This is a genomic window from Clostridium tanneri, from assembly GCF_033659955.1.
Classification (GTDB): Bacteria; Bacillota; Clostridia; order Clostridiales; family Clostridiaceae; genus Clostridium_AM; species Clostridium_AM tanneri.
Window position 1 is genome coordinate 438,247 of sequence record NZ_JARUJP010000001.1, and the last position, 15,902, is coordinate 454,148.

Genomic DNA, 15,902 nt, shown 5'->3' on the forward strand with positions numbered 1-15,902 from the left:
TTAACAATAGCTATTTCTTCTCATAATATAGCTTAAATTTAGCAATTAATAAATTTTTATCTGCCTTTGAAATTGCTCTGCCTGTGATTACGAAATCTTTGTATTCACGAGCTAGATTTCTAAGCTTAACAACCTTTAACTTAGATAACATAGAAATGGTTTTCTCAATACCACTTTTCTCTACTAACTTATCTACATCATCTTTGCGCAGATTCTCTAAGTTCACCTTATGTATCTTACTTGAGTCTAAAGAGTCTTGATTTTTTTCAACAGTCTCTTCAGTTTCTTCTATATCTTTTTCTTCTTCCACAACTTCTGCTTTTTCTGTATCTTCTATATTATCCACCTTATCTTCATTAGCCGTCTCTTCATCAGAGACTTGCTCATCTTCGAGATTGTTAGGCCCAATTATGCATTTCAATTCCTCATGAGGACGTGGAATTACATGCTGTGAAACTAAAAATTCTTCATCAAGTTTTGTGACAGCTGCTACTCCAGCTTCTATAGATGCCTTTACTGCACCTACATCACCTGTAATTGAAACTGTAACAAGGCCGCCACCTACATAAGTTTTTTCAATAATACTCACATCTGCTGATTTAACCATTGTATCGGCTGCTTCAATAGCTGCAAGTAATCCTTTTGTTTCTATTAAACCAAGCGCCTGCATAGGTTTATCCTCCTAGTCTTCTATAAAAGATCCGCCCAATTTGCTGGATATGTTGTATAGAATATCCTAGCCTTGTCTGGTGATCCCCAAACTACTTTAGAACCTGATGGTACAAATAATACATCACCAGCATGAGCTGTATATGTTTTTCCATTGATTTCAACTGTTAAAGTTCCCTCAATGACATAGTCAATCTCTTCGTAGGTCAACTCCCAATCAAACTTTGAATCTTCAATAACTAAGAATCCTGCACTCATTTTTGATTCTTCTTTACTTACTAACTCTTGGAAGTAAACTTTGTTATTTGGATTGCCAGTATCAAATACATCCATTTTTACTGAACTTCCTCTAACAACCTTAAGTCCACTAGGATCACTATCAGCTTCAAATGGAAGACTTTTTGTTTTTAAGCATTCAAGCATTTGCTGTAGAAGGCCTTTGTCCATCATTGCTCTAAAGAAGTTAAGCATCTGATCGCAATCCATATCTTCTACATTTAATGGTTTTTTAGCTGCTGCCTGCTGCACCTTAGGTTCAGGGGCCTTTGTACTAAATATTATTCCATTATTTTTTGCAAGATCTTGTGCTGATGGTGTAATAATTTCACTACCATCTATACAAAATACCTTTTCTCCACTTAGTATTAATGCTTCAATATCCTTTGCACATATTAATTTTTTCACTTTATCACTTCCTTTCAAATAACATTGAAATTTGTGTTTTAACCAAAATTACAATCTTCATCAATTATTCCAATAACAACTGCATCTACAGGAATATTGTCATCCCCTAGCATTCTTCTAGCAGATGAACCGGTACTAACTATAACCCTATCACCAATACCTGCACTGATGTTATCTACAACAATAAATCTTCTTCCTGCATCTATTCCACCAATTTCCTCTGCAAGCATAAATTTAAGCCCGTTAAGTGCTTCTGATTTTCTAGTTGCCCATACGTTATCAATAAGTTTTGCTGCTATCATATTGCCTTTACCTCTTTCATTTTTAATTTAATTTCACTCAATGCAGATTCAACTGATGCTGTGTCACCAAAAATACCTAGTAACACCATATGTTGAGGACATGTTCCTCTAATGTCTTCAACGGTAACTCCAACAGCTTTTTCAGCAATATCTGCAGCATAAATCATATCAATAAGTTTACCTTGAACAAGTCCTATTGCATCACTACTATCTATATCTGTTTTACAGTTTCCACCCATTCGTCTTCTTAGAATATCTTTAGTACTTTGGGAAGGTGATTTTATGATTCTAAAATCCACTTTTAAACCCTCTCCTTATTCTCATTACTCTATAATATCTTGAGTGCAGCTTAATGCTATACCAAGTGGTGTGACAAACATAGGATTTTTAGGTTTATGTGTATAAACGCCTGTTTGTTTTGCAATAATTTCTTCTATTCCTGTTAAACAACAAGTACCACCTACTAAAGAAATTTCCTTCACATCATGATTCTTGATATTATAATTGATAATTGATGCTACCTTTTCAACTACCGGCTTTAGTACCGGTAAAATTTCTTTATGATTCTTGTTATCCCTTTTGAATTTATCAGCCTCTTTAAAAGGCATTCCATATGCACCTGAAATAACTAATGAAAAATGAGTACCGCCTGTAGGTTCATCAACAACGTGAATAACCTTTCCATCCTTTAGAATTGATATTCCTGTGGTTCCACCGCCAACATCTACAACTGCACCATTTTCAATTTTAAGCACAGCATTAGCAGCAGTAGGCTCATCTAAAAGGCATGTAAGTTCAAATCCTGCGGCTTGGACTACGTTTTTAATTGCCCCAGAATCTAAAGCGTCAGTTCCAGGTGGGATTGCAGCAGCGGCATAAAGAAGCTCAGTATTTAGTTTTTCCTCGATTTCCTGTTTAAGTTCTCTAACAATCTTTACTGCTCCAATATAGTCAACAACCATACCATCACGAACTACATCTGCATACCTGTAGCTGCCAGCAACAGGCTCATAATTTTCATCTAAAACCGCTAGTACTACACATGCAGTACCTAAGTCTACACCTGTATAGTAAACAGAAGAGTTATTAACAACTGGTTTTTCTATGACTTCTTCAAACTTTTGAACCATCTCATCACAATATTGAAAAGTTAGATTTTTCTCTGACATTGTTTTCCTCCTACTGCTGAACAAATCAATTGAGACAGCGAATTAATTATTGAATTAATATTATTTATAATTCTATCTTTTAGGTCGTCGTCATCATTTTCATAAGTATCAATTATTTCAAAGTGTAACTCTCTTAAAGCACAACGAAGTACATGGATTTTTAATATTGCACTGCTTTTATTAAGCTGCATATGAAATTCTGTTATTTCGAAACAATCCTGAAGCTCAGTTGTGAAATTTAATGAATTCATGCCAGTACACTCTCTGCAGTAAATAGGTTCAAGTGTACCTTTGCCTTCCACAACATTTCTTATGTTTGATATTTTTCTACCCAAACTTATAATATTTTGTGCTAAAATAATGTCTTCTCTTAATATTTCACTGCTGGTAACAAGAAATGTTGCCTCTATAGATTTCAATTTACAACAAAGCTTCTTTTTCAAATTCGAATTTAAATTCAAATTGATCTTTTCCTCTTGCTTTGCGGTCTCTGCCTGTTTTATAGCCTTTACCTGATTTTTTTCATTGGTCTTTGAATCACCATTAATCATTTTTATCCTTTTATCAGACAAATATTGGGCTGCTCCAGGTGTAAGACGCTGTCCTTGTTGTAATTTGTAGGTATTAAAAGGTTCTTTTCTATATAAATCTCTTAAATACTCTTCGGTAATAAATTTGATCATTGACCTTTACTCCTTACCTTTTTCAAATAAATACTTTTTTAAGGCGTCAATCCCTGTTCCCACTTTAAAACTAATATGAAAATATGGCTCCAATACTCCTATGTTCTTTAGCTGTCGCAAACACTTCTCTTCATTTTCAGCCATTAAATCACATTTTGTTATGACTCCAATTACCGGACATCTAAAGGATCTTGCAAATCCATGGGAGTATATTTCAGCACAATTAGACTGATCAACCAATACAAGCACACAGGATGCATCCTGAGCTGCTGCAATTACATGTTTATACATCCATGCATTCTCTATGTAGGAGCCTGGAACATCAATGGTATTCTTACCATAGATCAAATCTGGCGTTCGCCTTAATGGGCCATCGTAATCGTTTAATGCATTAACTAATGTAGTTTTACCGCACCTTGAAGGACCAATTACCATTATGCGTTTTTTTCTCATGTTCTTGTAATGGGAGCAGGAGTAAATCCAAGCATATCTTTAAGCGTATCGTTTACCGCACAAAGTGCCGTCTCAACACTTTGAACATCACCATTTACTACCACAGATCCTGTAAAACGATCAAGGAATCCAATTTCAACATCAGCAGCCTTTGTAGCAATATCTGCTGCAATAATAGCAGTTTCATATGGAGAAAGAGTTAAAATACCTATTGCTCCTCTTTCATCAATTCCAAGACGTTCATATATATCATGCATTGGCGATGCAATAACGTGAGCTATAGTAATTTGTTTTCCTGGAACTGATTCTTGTATAATACGCTGTATATCCTTATTAGAAAAATCTCCCATAAACCTTACCTTCCATCTTAATCATCTATTTGAAAATTATTTAATGACGAATTACTTTTGCAGATAAATCGTATTTTCTAATCCATTCTTCTATTTTATTTAGATCTTCATTAGTCAAACTCGGGTCATTTTTTATAGGATATTCCATTCCCAATTGCTTATATTTATTTACACCCATTTTATGATATGGAAGTAAATCAATTCCTTTAAAGTTTCTATAATCTTTATATGGCTTCAAAAGCTCCATTACCTTTTCAATATCTTCTTTCTGGTCATTTACCCCTTTAAGTAAAGGCATACGAATTTTTACATTATATTTGCGGCGAAGCAATTCTTTAAGATTCTCTAGAATTTGTTCGTTTCTAACACCAGTCCACTGAAAGTGTTTGTCTGAATCAATATGCTTAATGTCAAATAGGAATAAATCTGTGAACTCCGCCACCTTAAGTACTGATTCTAATTTTGCGTAACCACAAGTTTCAATTGCAGTATTTATCCCTGCTTGCTTGCACGCCATTAAAAGACTACTTGCGGCTTCAGGCTGCATTAAAACTTCGCCGCCACCTAATGTAACTCCCCCACCAGAAACTTCATAAAAAGTTCTATCTTCTTCTACGATTTCTAAAAGTTCAGAGATGGTTTTTACTTCTCCAACTATTGATATAGCGGATTTAAGGCAGGCGCTTTTACACTTACCGCATCCAATACAATCAACATCATGATTAACCTCATGCTTCGAAGTTTTACTGCTGATAGTGTGTATTGAAGCAGGGCAAACAGAAGCGCAAGCCCCGCAATCAACACATAAATCACTTTTAAACATAACTCTATTCTTTTTAATCATTCCCTCAGGATTTGCACACCACTTACATCTAAGGGGACAACCCTGAAAGAATACTAAAGTCCTTACTCCATCTCCATCATACATATTGTATTTTTGTATATTAAAAATCGTCGCTTTTCGTTCAATTATACCTAAAGTTCCATTACTCATATTTTTCATTCTCCAATTTTACTCACACTGATTTTTAATATATTTAGATGAAACTCCTTCTCCTTTTAGTCAAATGAGTAAGCGACCATCACAAAATCACAGATTTTGGACGTCTGCTTAACTGATTCACTACAAATCAGCACTCTGTGTAAGTGACTATCACCAAATCAAAGATTTGGGATATCTACTTAACATTTGAGTTCTCTACTTAGAAATGTGTAAGCATAGTTCTGCTTATGATTTCATCTTGAACATCCTTACATAATTCAACAAAGAATGCACTATATCCAGCAACACGAACTATTAAATCACGATACTCTTCAGGATGCTTTTGTGCTTCAAGTAAAGTATTGTTATCTAGATAGTTGAACTGCATTTCTCCAAGCTGAAGAGCACATGCACTACGTAGTAGTGTAATTATTCCTTGTTCACCTTCTGGTGTATCAAGAAGACCAGCTATTAGCTTAAAGTTATGAACCATACCTATATTCATATCTTCACAACTCATCTTAGAAACAGATTTAATTATTGAAGTAGGTCCTTTATAATCTGCTCCTTGAGTTGGACTTATACCATCTGATAAAGGTGTCCATGCTTTACGTCCATTTGCTGTAGCTCCAGTAAGTTGTCCAAATGGAGTGTTATTTGAGATTGATAAAGTACCATGGCTAAGCACTGAATATAATGTTTTATATTTACGATGCTCTTGTTCAGTAAAGTTGATTAAATCTGCAGCAATTAAATCTGCGTAATCATCATCGTTACCATACTTAGGTGCTTCTAAGCAATCTTTTCTTAGTTGTTCATATCCAACAAAGTCAGCTTTTAAAGCTTCGTTCATTTCTTGTAATGTATATTTTTTCTCATCAAATACTAATTTCTTTATAGCTGCCATAGAATCTGTATAAGTAGCAAGACCACTCCATACTACTCCAGGTCCGAAGTTATACATAGCTCCGCCTGCTTCTACTCCCTTACCTTTATCCATACAACCTTCATACATCATAGACATAAGTGGCTTTGGTGCAAGATCCCTGTGAACACGTTGAGAAATTACTGTAGCAACACTTGTCCATTTAGTAATGTATTTAATTTGCTCTTTAACAGCTGCTTCGAACTGTTCATAAGTTTTAAACTTACTTAGATCTCCCATGTCCGGGCATACTTGCTTACCATACCATAGTGGTACCCCATGATTAAGAACAAGTTCTATACATATAGGCCATTGAGTATATCCTGTAGAAGTCCATTGATATAATCTTCCTGACTTCTGTGGCTCAACGCATCCCATTAAGCAGTAGTCTCTTGCATCTTCTATAGAAACACCTTTTGCTAACATCATCTTTATATGAACATCGTCAAAGTGACATGCTGGGAATCCCATACCTGCACGAATAACTTCAACTATCTTCTTAAGGTATTTCTGAGGTGAGCCTTTATGTATACGACATGCTAATGATGGCTGGTATATCTTCACGTGACGAACTGCATCCATTAAAAGATAAGTTAATTCATTTGTAGCGTCACGACCTTCTCTAGTAACACCACCTAAACACATGTTAACGAATGGCTGATAACCTGCAAAGAATTTAGAACCACCCTCACTTGTTATCCACATCATTTCAGACATTTTTATAAGCATACAGCCTGCTAGTTCAAATGCTTCAAAATCAGTCATACGTCCAGCTTCAATATCTGCTTTATAGAATGGGTACATGTATTGGTCAACACGTCCTATAGACATACCTGTTTGATTTTCTTCAACTACAAGTAATGATTCTATAGTCCAAACTGCTTGAATTGCTTCCCAAAAATTACTTGGCTTATGTGCTGGAACCCTAGCATTTACTTCAGAAATCTTTAGAAGCTCTGCTTTACGCTTAGGGTTAGTTTCCTTTGCAGCAAGCTCAGCTGCATAGTCTGACATACGTTTAGCATATATCATAACTCCTTCAGCAGTATCGATTAATGATTTATAAAAATAAATTCTATCTATATCTTCTGGATTTTCATAACTAAGATTAGCTAATTTCTCTTCTGCCTCTCTTTTTATATCAAGCATACCTTTTTTCATTAATATAACGTCATATCCTGGGTTAGAGTCCCCTCCACCATTTACTGCGTGGTAGGAACAATCTGAAACAAAGGATTCTCCTGAAAGTTCCCATACTCCAGCTTCACGATACTGGTCTTCACAGTATTCATCAACGGATTTACCTTGCCAATATGGGAATAATTCCTCACGCATAATTTTCTTATCTTCTTCTGAGATATAAAATGGGTCTTGTGGACGATTTCCTATTGTATCAATTTCATCAACCATCCATCTCCAAGCTATATCAGGAGAAAATGCCCCTGCACGAGGCTTACCATTTGGTGCTCCAACGATAAGTTCGTTATCTTGAATTACTAGTGGTGCAGTTTCGCAGCAATGTTTGAAACACTTACCACGCAAAACGGATTTAGGAATACCAGGGTTTTCTTTAGCTATTTTAGTAATAGCTCTTGCACGGTGAGTTGTTATAGTTGGAACGTGTTTTAAGTAAATTTCCTTTAACTTAACTAAACGCTCTGTTATTCCATCTGGAATTTGACCATTGTTATCACCTGCAACCTGTGTACAAGCTGGTTCTTCTTTTGCTATTTCTTTAGAAACACTAGAAAACATCTTCATTAAACCAGCACGTTCTTCGTCAGACATGTTTTTAGTAGCTTCCATAAACTTATTTGAAAATTCACGAATATCCAATTTATTACCTCTCATTCTTTAATATATTTCATATTTCAAATATGATTTTTATTTTAAATCCCTCATAACTTTTTTCAAAATACTCTCTAATAACTTAATGTTATCTATTTCCTTTGAATTTAATTTATCTTCTTCAAGATCTACTGTTTTAACAAGTTCATCTACATTTCGAACTCCATACCCAACTTTACGTACATATATTAAGTTCATAGGTGAAACGTTATCAGAAGTCATTCCATCCCCTGCAGAACCACTGCCTAATGTCATGGATGGAAATAAATTTGTAGTTGCACCCATGCTTCCAAAAGTTCCTGGAGTATTAACAAGCACTCTTCCAACAGGTTTTTTTAGTGCAAATTGACGAATAACTTCCTCATCCTTTGAATGTATAACAAGTGTATGTCCCTGCCTCTCACTAAGCAATAGTTCTATACATTTTTCACAAGCGTGCATCCAGTCGTCTTCTATATAAAAGGCTAGCACTGGACAGAGCTTTTCTCTTGAATAAGGATTTTTTGGTGAAACAAACTTTTGCTTGGAGATGAGAAGCTTCGTATCTTCTGGAACACTAAAACCAGCATTCTTAGCTAAGAATTTTGGTGGTTTACCGATTATCTCTACATTTTTGCCCCCATCTTTATCCAAGAATGTGGCTGCCAATTTTTCAGCTTCTTCTTCTGTCATAAAGTATGCACCGTTTTTTTGAAGTTCTTCTCTTACTTCAGCTGCAATACAACTATCAACCACAATTGATTGTTCAGCACTGGATACAACTCCATAATCGAAATTCTTGCTATCAATAATATCTCTAACTGCTTGCTTTATATCCGCTGTGCGCTCTATAAAGGCTGGGCCATTTCCATTACCGCCATAAATTATTGGCTTGCCAGATTTATAGGCTGCATCGAGCATTTCTGGAACTCCCGTGTTCATTATCAGTGAAGTATCTCTATGTTTCATAAGCTCCACCGAACCACTTTCAGTTACTGTATGTAAATATGCAAGGGCACCTTCTGGAAGTCCTACTCCCTCCGCAGCTCTAATCAAAATATCAATTGTTTTGCCAATTGCATTTTTAGCCCTTTGATGAGGAGAAAATATAATTGCATTTCCTGATTTAATTGCAATTAATGCCTTATATATAGTTGTAGAAACAGGACTAGTGGATGGACAAAAGGCTATGATAACGCCCATTGGTACCCCAACATCCATTGTGTTTCCAAGCTTATCTTCATCAATGATACCTACACATCTCATTCCCTTAAGCCTATTTTTTAGATATCTGCATACAAAGCGGTTTTTGATATATTTATCTTCCCACTTTCCATATTCAGTTTCTTCATTAGACATCTGGGCAAGTTCCTTTAAATGTTTTTCAATCTCTTCAACCATACGTTCAACTATCTCATCAAGTTTTTCTTGTGGGAAGGTTGCTAATTTCTTTTGTGCCTCACGAGCATTTTCAACAAGAATTCTTGCTTCTTGCATGGAGAGTAAATCATTATCTATAATATTCATTTTTCTCTCTCCCTTTTCAGAAAAAATTTAATACTTTTATTCTGTTACAAGATTTGTAATAGAATAACGTTTTATTATTTTTCCAAGATCCTGATGTGGTCTTGGAATAACTATTGAACTATAAAGGTTTCCACCTTCCATTGCTTTAACTGCTGCAACACCAGCTTCTACTGCTGTTTTGCAAGCACCAACATCACCTTGAACTAATACAGATATATATCCTGAGGCAACGTTTGCATATCCTATAAGTTCAACATCCGCTGCTTTACACATAGCATCTGCTGCTTCTAAAACAAAAACTAGCCCGAAAGTTTCAATTAATCCTAAAGCTTCATATCTTGCCATACTTGTATCATTTCCTTTCTATATTTATGCATCAATATCATGTACTGAAACAATATCTCCAACTTCTCTAATAGGACGTGGCATAACATTGTGTGCTGTTAATGTTCCAACAGCAGCCGCTGCCTCTGCACCTGCTTCCACAGCAGATTTAACTGCACCTACATCACCTTTTACCATTATAGTTACAAGGGTTGAACCAACATTTTCATATGAAATAAGTTCAACGTTAGCTGCCTTAAGCATTTTATCTGCAGCCTCAAGTGCAGGAACTAATCCTATTGTCTCTACAAGACCTAAAGCCTCATTTCCATAGTATCTCATATATATTTCCTCCTTCCTATTTAAACGAATATGTTTTAATTAAACAAAGAACTGTACTATATATATTTGTTTAATATAACCCTGTTACTTACTTTATACTGATTATATCTCTTGCCCTTTAGGGGAGAGTCAATATGTTATTACAATAAATTCTTAAATATTTTTCACTGTGAATTAGGCTATTTACCAAGAAAATTTACTTATATTATTAAAGACAATGCCCTTGTTCTACCATCATCACAGAATATTTGTCTTGTACAAACATTACCCTATGGGCAATGTTAAAAATTAATCTTTAATATATTTATTGATTGTAGCAGCCCCATCTTCATGGGCATGATAGTAAACAGTTAACTCACCATCTCTATCTAATTCAAATCTTGTTTCTTCAATAAGTCCATTTGCTTCTGCCGTCATTAAGGCATTGATTACAGCCTTCTTTTGTAAAGCCTTAAAGCTTCCGTATTCTCCTTTTAATGCTTCTATAACATCATTAGCAGAAGCTTCGTTAACTGTAGTAAAATATTTTAAAATAGCATAATTAAGCGGCTTCATCCATTGAACCTCCCATATCATCTTTTCTTCTAAATAAATCAAGTGGATTCATAGATATTGTAAGGATACCAAACATCATTATTACAGCTCCGATCCAAGCAACTGAAGGTAATGACCATCCATCCATGCCTCCGTATACTCCTAATAGCAATAAGCAGAATAACGGACCAAAGAATGAATATGTACCATTACATGCAGTACCAAGTCCTGCTCCACACATACTGTTTCCAGCGTACCATGTCATAAATGTAACAACTGATAAAAGACCACTTAGTACGAACCAAATCATTGCAGGTCCACTTGTAAATGCTTGCATTGCAAGGTTAACAGAAAGACCAACTTTACCAGCCATAATTGAGAAAACTGGTACTAAAATGAATAGATTTGCTATACCTGAAGTTACTTGACGAATACAAATACCAATTTCATAATCAATCATTGCTGTACCATATCCAGCTACACAACCTTCAAATCCCCATGCAAGAGCTGCGATAATAGCTATAAAGAATCCGATAATTGTTTTTGTTGAAGCAGTACCGTTAAAGCTTGTACTACCAATTAGGAAACTAGCAAATACACATACCGCAATACCAAAAGCCATACGTTTGTCTAGTTTCTGTTTAAATAAGATTTTACCTAGTATTGCAGCAATAGCAGGACAAAGAGCTGATATTGGAACAACTATTGAGCCAGCCATTTGAAGAGCTATAACATAAGCCGTACCAGCTACGGGCCCCCCGATAAGAGCTGCCAATATCATAATGCGTCCTGGAGCAGTGTTGATACATCTTAGAAAATCTCTAAATTTACCTCTAACTATTGAGTATAAAATTGCCCAAACAGCACTACAGGTATCGTTTATTGCATTACCAAGTGCTGCAAGTAAGTATGCTATCACAAATGCTGATAAACCTGCTGTATTAGCACCATACCAGTCACCCCAAACCCCCTTAGTCATACCCATGGTTAATAACGCTGTATACATCCCATAGGTGAGTCCTGAAAATAAAGCTAATGACACACCTTTTTTGAAGAAATCACTTGATAATTTCTTCTTTGCAGCTATTGCTTTAGTATTAGCTGACATTGAAATTTCTTTCATATAATGGATCTCCTTTCGATTATCTTTTGTTCATATATTTTAATAAAAAAGCTCATTTCCAAAAGCTTCACCAATTAGTAACAAGCTTTTTTATTAAATTCAATAGAATTTAAGTATTTATAATCTCATAATTAAGCCAGTTCACTTTCTATTACATCTTTTTTTCTAAATAAATCCATAGGATTCATGGCTATTATGAGAATACCAATCATCATTAATAAAGCAGCAATCCAAGCTATGGTAGGTAAAGTCCATCCTTCCATACCACCTATTAATCCAAGAACTATCCAGCAGCAGAATGGTCCCCAGAAGGAATAAGTACCATTACATGCCATACCAAGAGCAGCACCACACATACTATTACCGTTGTACCAGCTCATGTAGGAAACAAAGGCACAAAGTCCACTTAACGCAAACCATATCATTGCAGGCCCACTTGTAAATGCCTGAATAGTTAAATTAGTTGAAAATTTAATTCCATCACCAAGTAATAAACCAAATATAGGCACTAATATTAATAAATTTGAAAGTCCAGATGTGGCTTGACGAATTGTAATACCAATTTCTGAGTCAATCATAGATGTGCCATATCCTGCTACACAACCTTCAAATCCCCATCCAAGAGCTGCTATAAAAGCAATACAAATTCCAAGAAACATTCCTTTTGGAGCATCGCCACCAATACTAGTACTTCCGATCATAAAACTAGATAAAACACAAATACCAATACCAAACATCATACGTTTGTTTAATTTTTGCTTAAATAATATTCTTCCTAAAATAGCACCAATAGCAGGACAAAGAGCAGTAATTGGAATAACAATTGAGCCTGCCATTTGTAAAGCTACCACATAAGCTGTACTTGAAATAGGTCCTCCTATAAGAGCCGCAAATATCATTACAGTGCCAGGCTTAGTTTTAAGACATCTAAAGAAATCTCCAAGTTTACCTTTAAAAGCTGCATAAAGCATGGCCCAAACAGCACTACAGGTGTCGTTTACAGCGCTACCAAGAGCACCTAATACGTATGTTATAACAATTGCCGATAAACCTACTGTATTTGCACCATACCATTCGCCCCATATTCCTTTCGTCATTCCCAATGTTAAAAACGCTGAGTAAAATCCGTACATAAGACCTGAAAAAAGAGCTATTGAAATACCTTTCTTAAGAAAATTAGTTTTTAACTTATTTTTTGCAGTAGTCGTTTCCCAGGTGATAGCCTTTGAACCCTTATCCATAAAATAGGACCCCTTTCCCCTATACAATTAATAACTTTTTATATTGTGTTCTTAAATAAAACTTCATAATGGGAATGTTTTTAGATTGTTATGATTTGGGATATTTTATCGTTAAATTATTAAACAACTTTTCATTTATATCTTATTAGTTATTTTTTATTCACCTAAATTATATCCCCTTCCCTTTAGGGCAAGGTCAATATATATTTCACATGAAAATTCAAATAAAATTTAAAATTCTACATTTATCGCTATATTACAAACTTTTTAACCGATTACAAATCATCTATTAGGCAGTTTTTTAATTTTTCAGGGTAAAAATATTAGCATTTTTTTCACAATGTAAATTATATTTTTTAGCAATACCTTCCCCTAGGGGCAGTGTTTTTCGATTACTCACATAATAGCTCAAATTCACACCTTGTTAAAAAACACTTACTTTTTCAGCAGTTGTAAGCATATTCTATGGAGTAAATTAGCTTATTTTCATGATATGATTCAAAAAAACATAAGCGGTAAATAATCATCATTCAAGATGATTACTTACCGCTTATGCCTCTTATCTCTTAATTTTAATCATAACCTCTGTTACAAACCTATCAGTGTTTTTAGTAGTCCAATAATCTGTTACATATCTTTCATAGCATTCTTCCGAGCATATATATCCATGTTCTTCAGTCCAGTCTTGTATCTTTTTATATGTTTCATCAATATTTTCATGAGCTCCTATATGATAGCAGGAAGCTGCCATCCAACCACCATATTCAAGGGTTTCTTCTTCTTTACACTTTAAAATGGTCTGCTGCATTATTTTCATCTTATTGCACTTTCCATTCATCTTGTCCTTATAAGATGGAAAATTTATAATCACAGGACCTGTTATTGCATTATTTATACTATCTACATAATTATTAAATTCTATATTAATTATAGAGTCCATATAATCATATTGAAAATCTTGATTTAAGAATATCAATTTTTTGCTATCTATATACTTTATAGCTACATCGCAAACATTATTTTCAAGCACCATCTGTGCTTCAACTATAAGATCGTGCCAGTCCTTCACTGATCTTATTTTTAAATTCACCTCTCTATCAAGCTCTTCTAATTCATCAATCTTTTTCCTAAATCTTTTATCGACGAACTCATAGGTTGTCCCTTCTAAAAAAGCTCTCATTTCCTCCAATTTGAAACCACTCTGTTTATAATATCTTATAACTGGAACAGACAATAAATTTTTCTTACTGTAATATCTATAACCATTTTCATTACATACTTTATCTGGTGATAGTATGTTCATTCTATCGTAGTATCTTAGTGCTTTCTTCGTTATTTTACATATTTCTTCAACTTTCCCTATTGAATATAACTCACCAGCCATAGCTACTCTCCTTTTTCAGTTATATTTTAAACTACATTTTAAACGTTGTATCACAAAAAACCACTCAGTATTGAGTGGTTTAAAATACAATATTTTACCCCAAAACTTTATTTAAAATATTTAACAAGTCTTCACTTGTTGCTTCTCTAGGGTTTGCCGTTGTACATATATCCTTACAAGCTGCACCAATAATTTCTTCTGTACATGCATTGGCTAACTCCATATCAACGCCTTGTTCCTTTAATGTTGTTGGAATCATTAATGTCTTTTGAAGCTCTTTAACACTTTTAATTAGATTGTTAACTCCAATGCTTACATTTGGTGCATGCAACTTTAATAGCTTAGCAAGTCTTTGATACTTCTTAGCTGCTACTCCATATTCAACATTGAAAGCACCTTTATTTAAATTAGCATTGTATTCAATTACATAAGGAAGTATAATAGCATTACTTCTTCCATGAGGAATATGCAATTTACCTCCTACAGCATGAGCCAAACTATGAGTAATTCCGAGTCCAGCTGCATTAAAAGCTATACCAGCAAGGCAGGACGCATTATGAAGTTTTTCTCTTGCTACTAAGTCACTTCCATCAGTATAAGCCTGTGGTAAAAACCTGAAAGCTAAGGTAAAAGCTTTTTCTGCAAGAGCATCTGAAAAATCAGTAGCATTCTTTGAAACATAAGCCTCCATAGCGTGGGTTATTACATCCATTCCTGTATCAGCAGTTATCGCCTTAGGGACAGATTTTACTAATTCCGGATCGAGAATAGCAACCGTTGGAAGAAGAGATTTATCTGCAAGAGCATACTTTAGCCCTTCTTGCTTGTTTGTAATTACTGCATATTCTGTTACTTCTGAACCTGTACCACTTGTAGTAGGTATAGCATAGAACTCTTTTACAGAGGAAACTCCTCCAGTAACCTTTTTTGCATACTCTCTTATTGCCTTAGCTCCATCAATTGATGAGCCTCCACCAAGAGCTATAATAATTTCAGCATTACAACTTTGCAACTTTTGGATACCACTAGCAATAACTTCTACAGATGGATCAGGCACTATATCACTATATATAGCTACTTCACAATCAACAAGTTTTCCTTGTACTTTTGCAGCCATACCTGAAGTCTCCATAAACTTATCGCATACAATTAGTACTCTCTTATTTTTAATTTCACTTAGTCTGTCCAAAGAGCTTTCTCCAAAATAAACTTTTGTATTAATACTAAATTCCTTCATATACATAATCTCCTACCTTTAAAGATTTTTAAGATATGAATGAATTAGTTGCTCTTTAACTCAAAAATAAAAATTAACCCATAATTATAACAATCAATGTAAGTTTATAATAAACTACACGTAATTTATTATATCAACATCCTATT

At 34.6% G+C, this 15,902-nt stretch carries 18 protein-coding genes; all 18 read right to left on the reverse strand.

Annotation, left to right across the window (positions count from 1 at the left end; genetic code table 11):
- Nucleotides 1–10: 10 nt before the first annotated feature.
- The 18 genes from P8V03_RS02130 to P8V03_RS02215 all read right to left on the reverse strand — a co-directional run bounded on the left by P8V03_RS02130 (nucleotide 11) and on the right by P8V03_RS02215 (nucleotide 15,756).
- Nucleotides 11–670 carry a BMC domain-containing protein gene (locus tag P8V03_RS02130; RefSeq protein ID WP_318796590.1) on the reverse strand — a complete coding sequence of 220 codons (660 nt, stop codon included), beginning with the start codon at nucleotides 668–670 and terminating at the stop codon, nucleotides 11–13.
- 20 nt (nucleotides 671–690) lie between these two features.
- Nucleotides 691–1,353 (reverse strand): cupin domain-containing protein, encoded by a 663-nt coding sequence (locus P8V03_RS02135; RefSeq protein ID WP_318796591.1) that lies wholly within the window; start codon nucleotides 1,351–1,353, stop codon nucleotides 691–693.
- Nucleotides 1,354–1,391: 38 nt separating this feature from the next.
- Nucleotides 1,392–1,655: a EutN/CcmL family microcompartment protein gene (locus tag P8V03_RS02140; protein ID WP_318796592.1), complete on the reverse strand. Its 264-nt coding sequence runs from the start codon at nucleotides 1,653–1,655 to the stop codon at nucleotides 1,392–1,394.
- Nucleotides 1,652–1,954 (reverse strand): BMC domain-containing protein, encoded by a 303-nt coding sequence (locus tag P8V03_RS02145; RefSeq protein ID WP_261671922.1) that lies wholly within the window; start codon nucleotides 1,952–1,954, stop codon nucleotides 1,652–1,654. Before P8V03_RS02145 ends, P8V03_RS02140 begins: the two co-directional genes overlap by 4 nt.
- Before the next feature lie 24 nt (nucleotides 1,955–1,978).
- Nucleotides 1,979–2,824 carry an ethanolamine utilization protein EutJ gene (eutJ, locus tag P8V03_RS02150; RefSeq protein ID WP_318796593.1) on the reverse strand — a complete coding sequence of 282 codons (846 nt, stop codon included), beginning with the start codon at nucleotides 2,822–2,824 and terminating at the stop codon, nucleotides 1,979–1,981.
- Nucleotides 2,806–3,507 carry a cobalamin adenosyltransferase gene (locus tag P8V03_RS02155; RefSeq protein ID WP_318796594.1) on the reverse strand — a complete coding sequence of 234 codons (702 nt, stop codon included), beginning with the start codon at nucleotides 3,505–3,507 and terminating at the stop codon, nucleotides 2,806–2,808. Before P8V03_RS02155 ends, eutJ begins: the two co-directional genes overlap by 19 nt.
- 6 nt (nucleotides 3,508–3,513) lie before the next feature.
- Nucleotides 3,514–3,960, reverse strand: coding sequence for a EutP/PduV family microcompartment system protein (locus tag P8V03_RS02160; protein WP_318796595.1), 447 nt, complete (start codon nucleotides 3,958–3,960; stop codon nucleotides 3,514–3,516).
- Nucleotides 3,957–4,310, reverse strand: coding sequence for a BMC domain-containing protein (locus tag P8V03_RS02165; protein WP_261671926.1), 354 nt, complete (start codon nucleotides 4,308–4,310; stop codon nucleotides 3,957–3,959). Before P8V03_RS02165 ends, P8V03_RS02160 begins: the two co-directional genes overlap by 4 nt.
- Nucleotides 4,311–4,350: 40 nt before the next feature.
- On the reverse strand, nucleotides 4,351–5,304 hold the full coding sequence (gene cutD, locus P8V03_RS02170; protein ID WP_261671927.1) for a choline TMA-lyase-activating enzyme: 954 nt from the start codon (nucleotides 5,302–5,304) through the stop codon (nucleotides 4,351–4,353).
- Between the two features lie 208 nt (nucleotides 5,305–5,512).
- Nucleotides 5,513–8,053 carry a choline trimethylamine-lyase gene (gene cutC, locus P8V03_RS02175; RefSeq protein ID WP_318796596.1) on the reverse strand — a complete coding sequence of 847 codons (2,541 nt, stop codon included), beginning with the start codon at nucleotides 8,051–8,053 and terminating at the stop codon, nucleotides 5,513–5,515.
- Nucleotides 8,054–8,101: 48 nt separating this feature from the next.
- Entirely contained in the window at nucleotides 8,102–9,571 is a 1,470-nt protein-coding gene (locus P8V03_RS02180; RefSeq protein ID WP_318796597.1) for an aldehyde dehydrogenase family protein, read from the reverse strand.
- A 36-nt stretch (nucleotides 9,572–9,607) separates the two neighbouring features.
- Nucleotides 9,608–9,916 carry a BMC domain-containing protein gene (locus P8V03_RS02185; RefSeq protein ID WP_261671930.1) on the reverse strand — a complete coding sequence of 103 codons (309 nt, stop codon included), beginning with the start codon at nucleotides 9,914–9,916 and terminating at the stop codon, nucleotides 9,608–9,610.
- Nucleotides 9,917–9,940: 24 nt separating this feature from the next.
- The gene (locus P8V03_RS02190) at nucleotides 9,941–10,237 is read right to left on the reverse strand and encodes a BMC domain-containing protein (protein ID WP_261671931.1); all 297 of its coding nucleotides are present in this window, start codon (nucleotides 10,235–10,237) and stop codon (nucleotides 9,941–9,943) included.
- A 288-nt stretch (nucleotides 10,238–10,525) separates the two neighbouring features.
- Complete coding sequence (locus tag P8V03_RS02195) at nucleotides 10,526–10,792, reverse strand: hypothetical protein (RefSeq protein ID WP_318796598.1); 267 nt, start codon at nucleotides 10,790–10,792, stop codon at nucleotides 10,526–10,528.
- On the reverse strand, nucleotides 10,779–11,894 hold the full coding sequence (locus P8V03_RS02200; RefSeq protein ID WP_261671933.1) for a hypothetical protein: 1,116 nt from the start codon (nucleotides 11,892–11,894) through the stop codon (nucleotides 10,779–10,781). The genes P8V03_RS02195 and P8V03_RS02200 overlap by 14 nt, the downstream gene beginning before the upstream one ends.
- A gap of 131 nt (nucleotides 11,895–12,025) precedes the next feature.
- The gene (locus P8V03_RS02205) at nucleotides 12,026–13,135 is read right to left on the reverse strand and encodes a hypothetical protein (RefSeq protein WP_261671934.1); all 1,110 of its coding nucleotides are present in this window, start codon (nucleotides 13,133–13,135) and stop codon (nucleotides 12,026–12,028) included.
- Between the two features lie 559 nt (nucleotides 13,136–13,694).
- Nucleotides 13,695–14,519 (reverse strand): MerR family transcriptional regulator, encoded by an 825-nt coding sequence (locus P8V03_RS02210; RefSeq protein WP_261671935.1) that lies wholly within the window; start codon nucleotides 14,517–14,519, stop codon nucleotides 13,695–13,697.
- Between the two features lie 94 nt (nucleotides 14,520–14,613).
- Nucleotides 14,614–15,756 carry a 1-propanol dehydrogenase PduQ gene (locus P8V03_RS02215; RefSeq protein WP_261671936.1) on the reverse strand — a complete coding sequence of 381 codons (1,143 nt, stop codon included), beginning with the start codon at nucleotides 15,754–15,756 and terminating at the stop codon, nucleotides 14,614–14,616.
- Nucleotides 15,757–15,902 lie beyond the last annotated feature (146 nt).

Coding starts and splice junctions, on each gene's coding strand:
- P8V03_RS02130 (WP_318796590.1), bottom strand. CDS start 670: ATGCAGGCGCTTGGTTTAATAGAAACAAAAGGATTACTTGCAGCTATT.
- P8V03_RS02140 (WP_318796592.1), bottom strand. CDS start 1,655: ATGATAGCAGCAAAACTTATTGATAACGTATGGGCAACTAGAAAATCA.
- eutJ (WP_318796593.1), bottom strand. CDS start 2,824: ATGTCAGAGAAAAATCTAACTTTTCAATATTGTGATGAGATGGTTCAA.
- P8V03_RS02155 (WP_318796594.1), bottom strand. CDS start 3,507: ATGATCAAATTTATTACCGAAGAGTATTTAAGAGATTTATATAGAAAA.
- P8V03_RS02160 (WP_318796595.1), bottom strand. CDS start 3,960: ATGAGAAAAAAACGCATAATGGTAATTGGTCCTTCAAGGTGCGGTAAA.
- P8V03_RS02165 (WP_261671926.1), bottom strand. CDS start 4,310: ATGGGAGATTTTTCTAATAAGGATATACAGCGTATTATACAAGAATCA.
- cutD (WP_261671927.1), bottom strand. CDS start 5,304: ATGAGTAATGGAACTTTAGGTATAATTGAACGAAAAGCGACGATTTTT.
- P8V03_RS02180 (WP_318796597.1), bottom strand. CDS start 9,571: ATGAATATTATAGATAATGATTTACTCTCCATGCAAGAAGCAAGAATT.
- P8V03_RS02185 (WP_261671930.1), bottom strand. CDS start 9,916: ATGGCAAGATATGAAGCTTTAGGATTAATTGAAACTTTCGGGCTAGTT.
- P8V03_RS02190 (WP_261671931.1), bottom strand. CDS start 10,237: ATGAGATACTATGGAAATGAGGCTTTAGGTCTTGTAGAGACAATAGGA.
- P8V03_RS02195 (WP_318796598.1), bottom strand. CDS start 10,792: ATGAAGCCGCTTAATTATGCTATTTTAAAATATTTTACTACAGTTAAC.
- P8V03_RS02200 (WP_261671933.1), bottom strand. CDS start 11,894: ATGAAAGAAATTTCAATGTCAGCTAATACTAAAGCAATAGCTGCAAAG.
- P8V03_RS02205 (WP_261671934.1), bottom strand. CDS start 13,135: ATGGATAAGGGTTCAAAGGCTATCACCTGGGAAACGACTACTGCAAAA.
- P8V03_RS02210 (WP_261671935.1), bottom strand. CDS start 14,519: ATGGCTGGTGAGTTATATTCAATAGGGAAAGTTGAAGAAATATGTAAA.
- P8V03_RS02215 (WP_261671936.1), bottom strand. CDS start 15,756: ATGAAGGAATTTAGTATTAATACAAAAGTTTATTTTGGAGAAAGCTCT.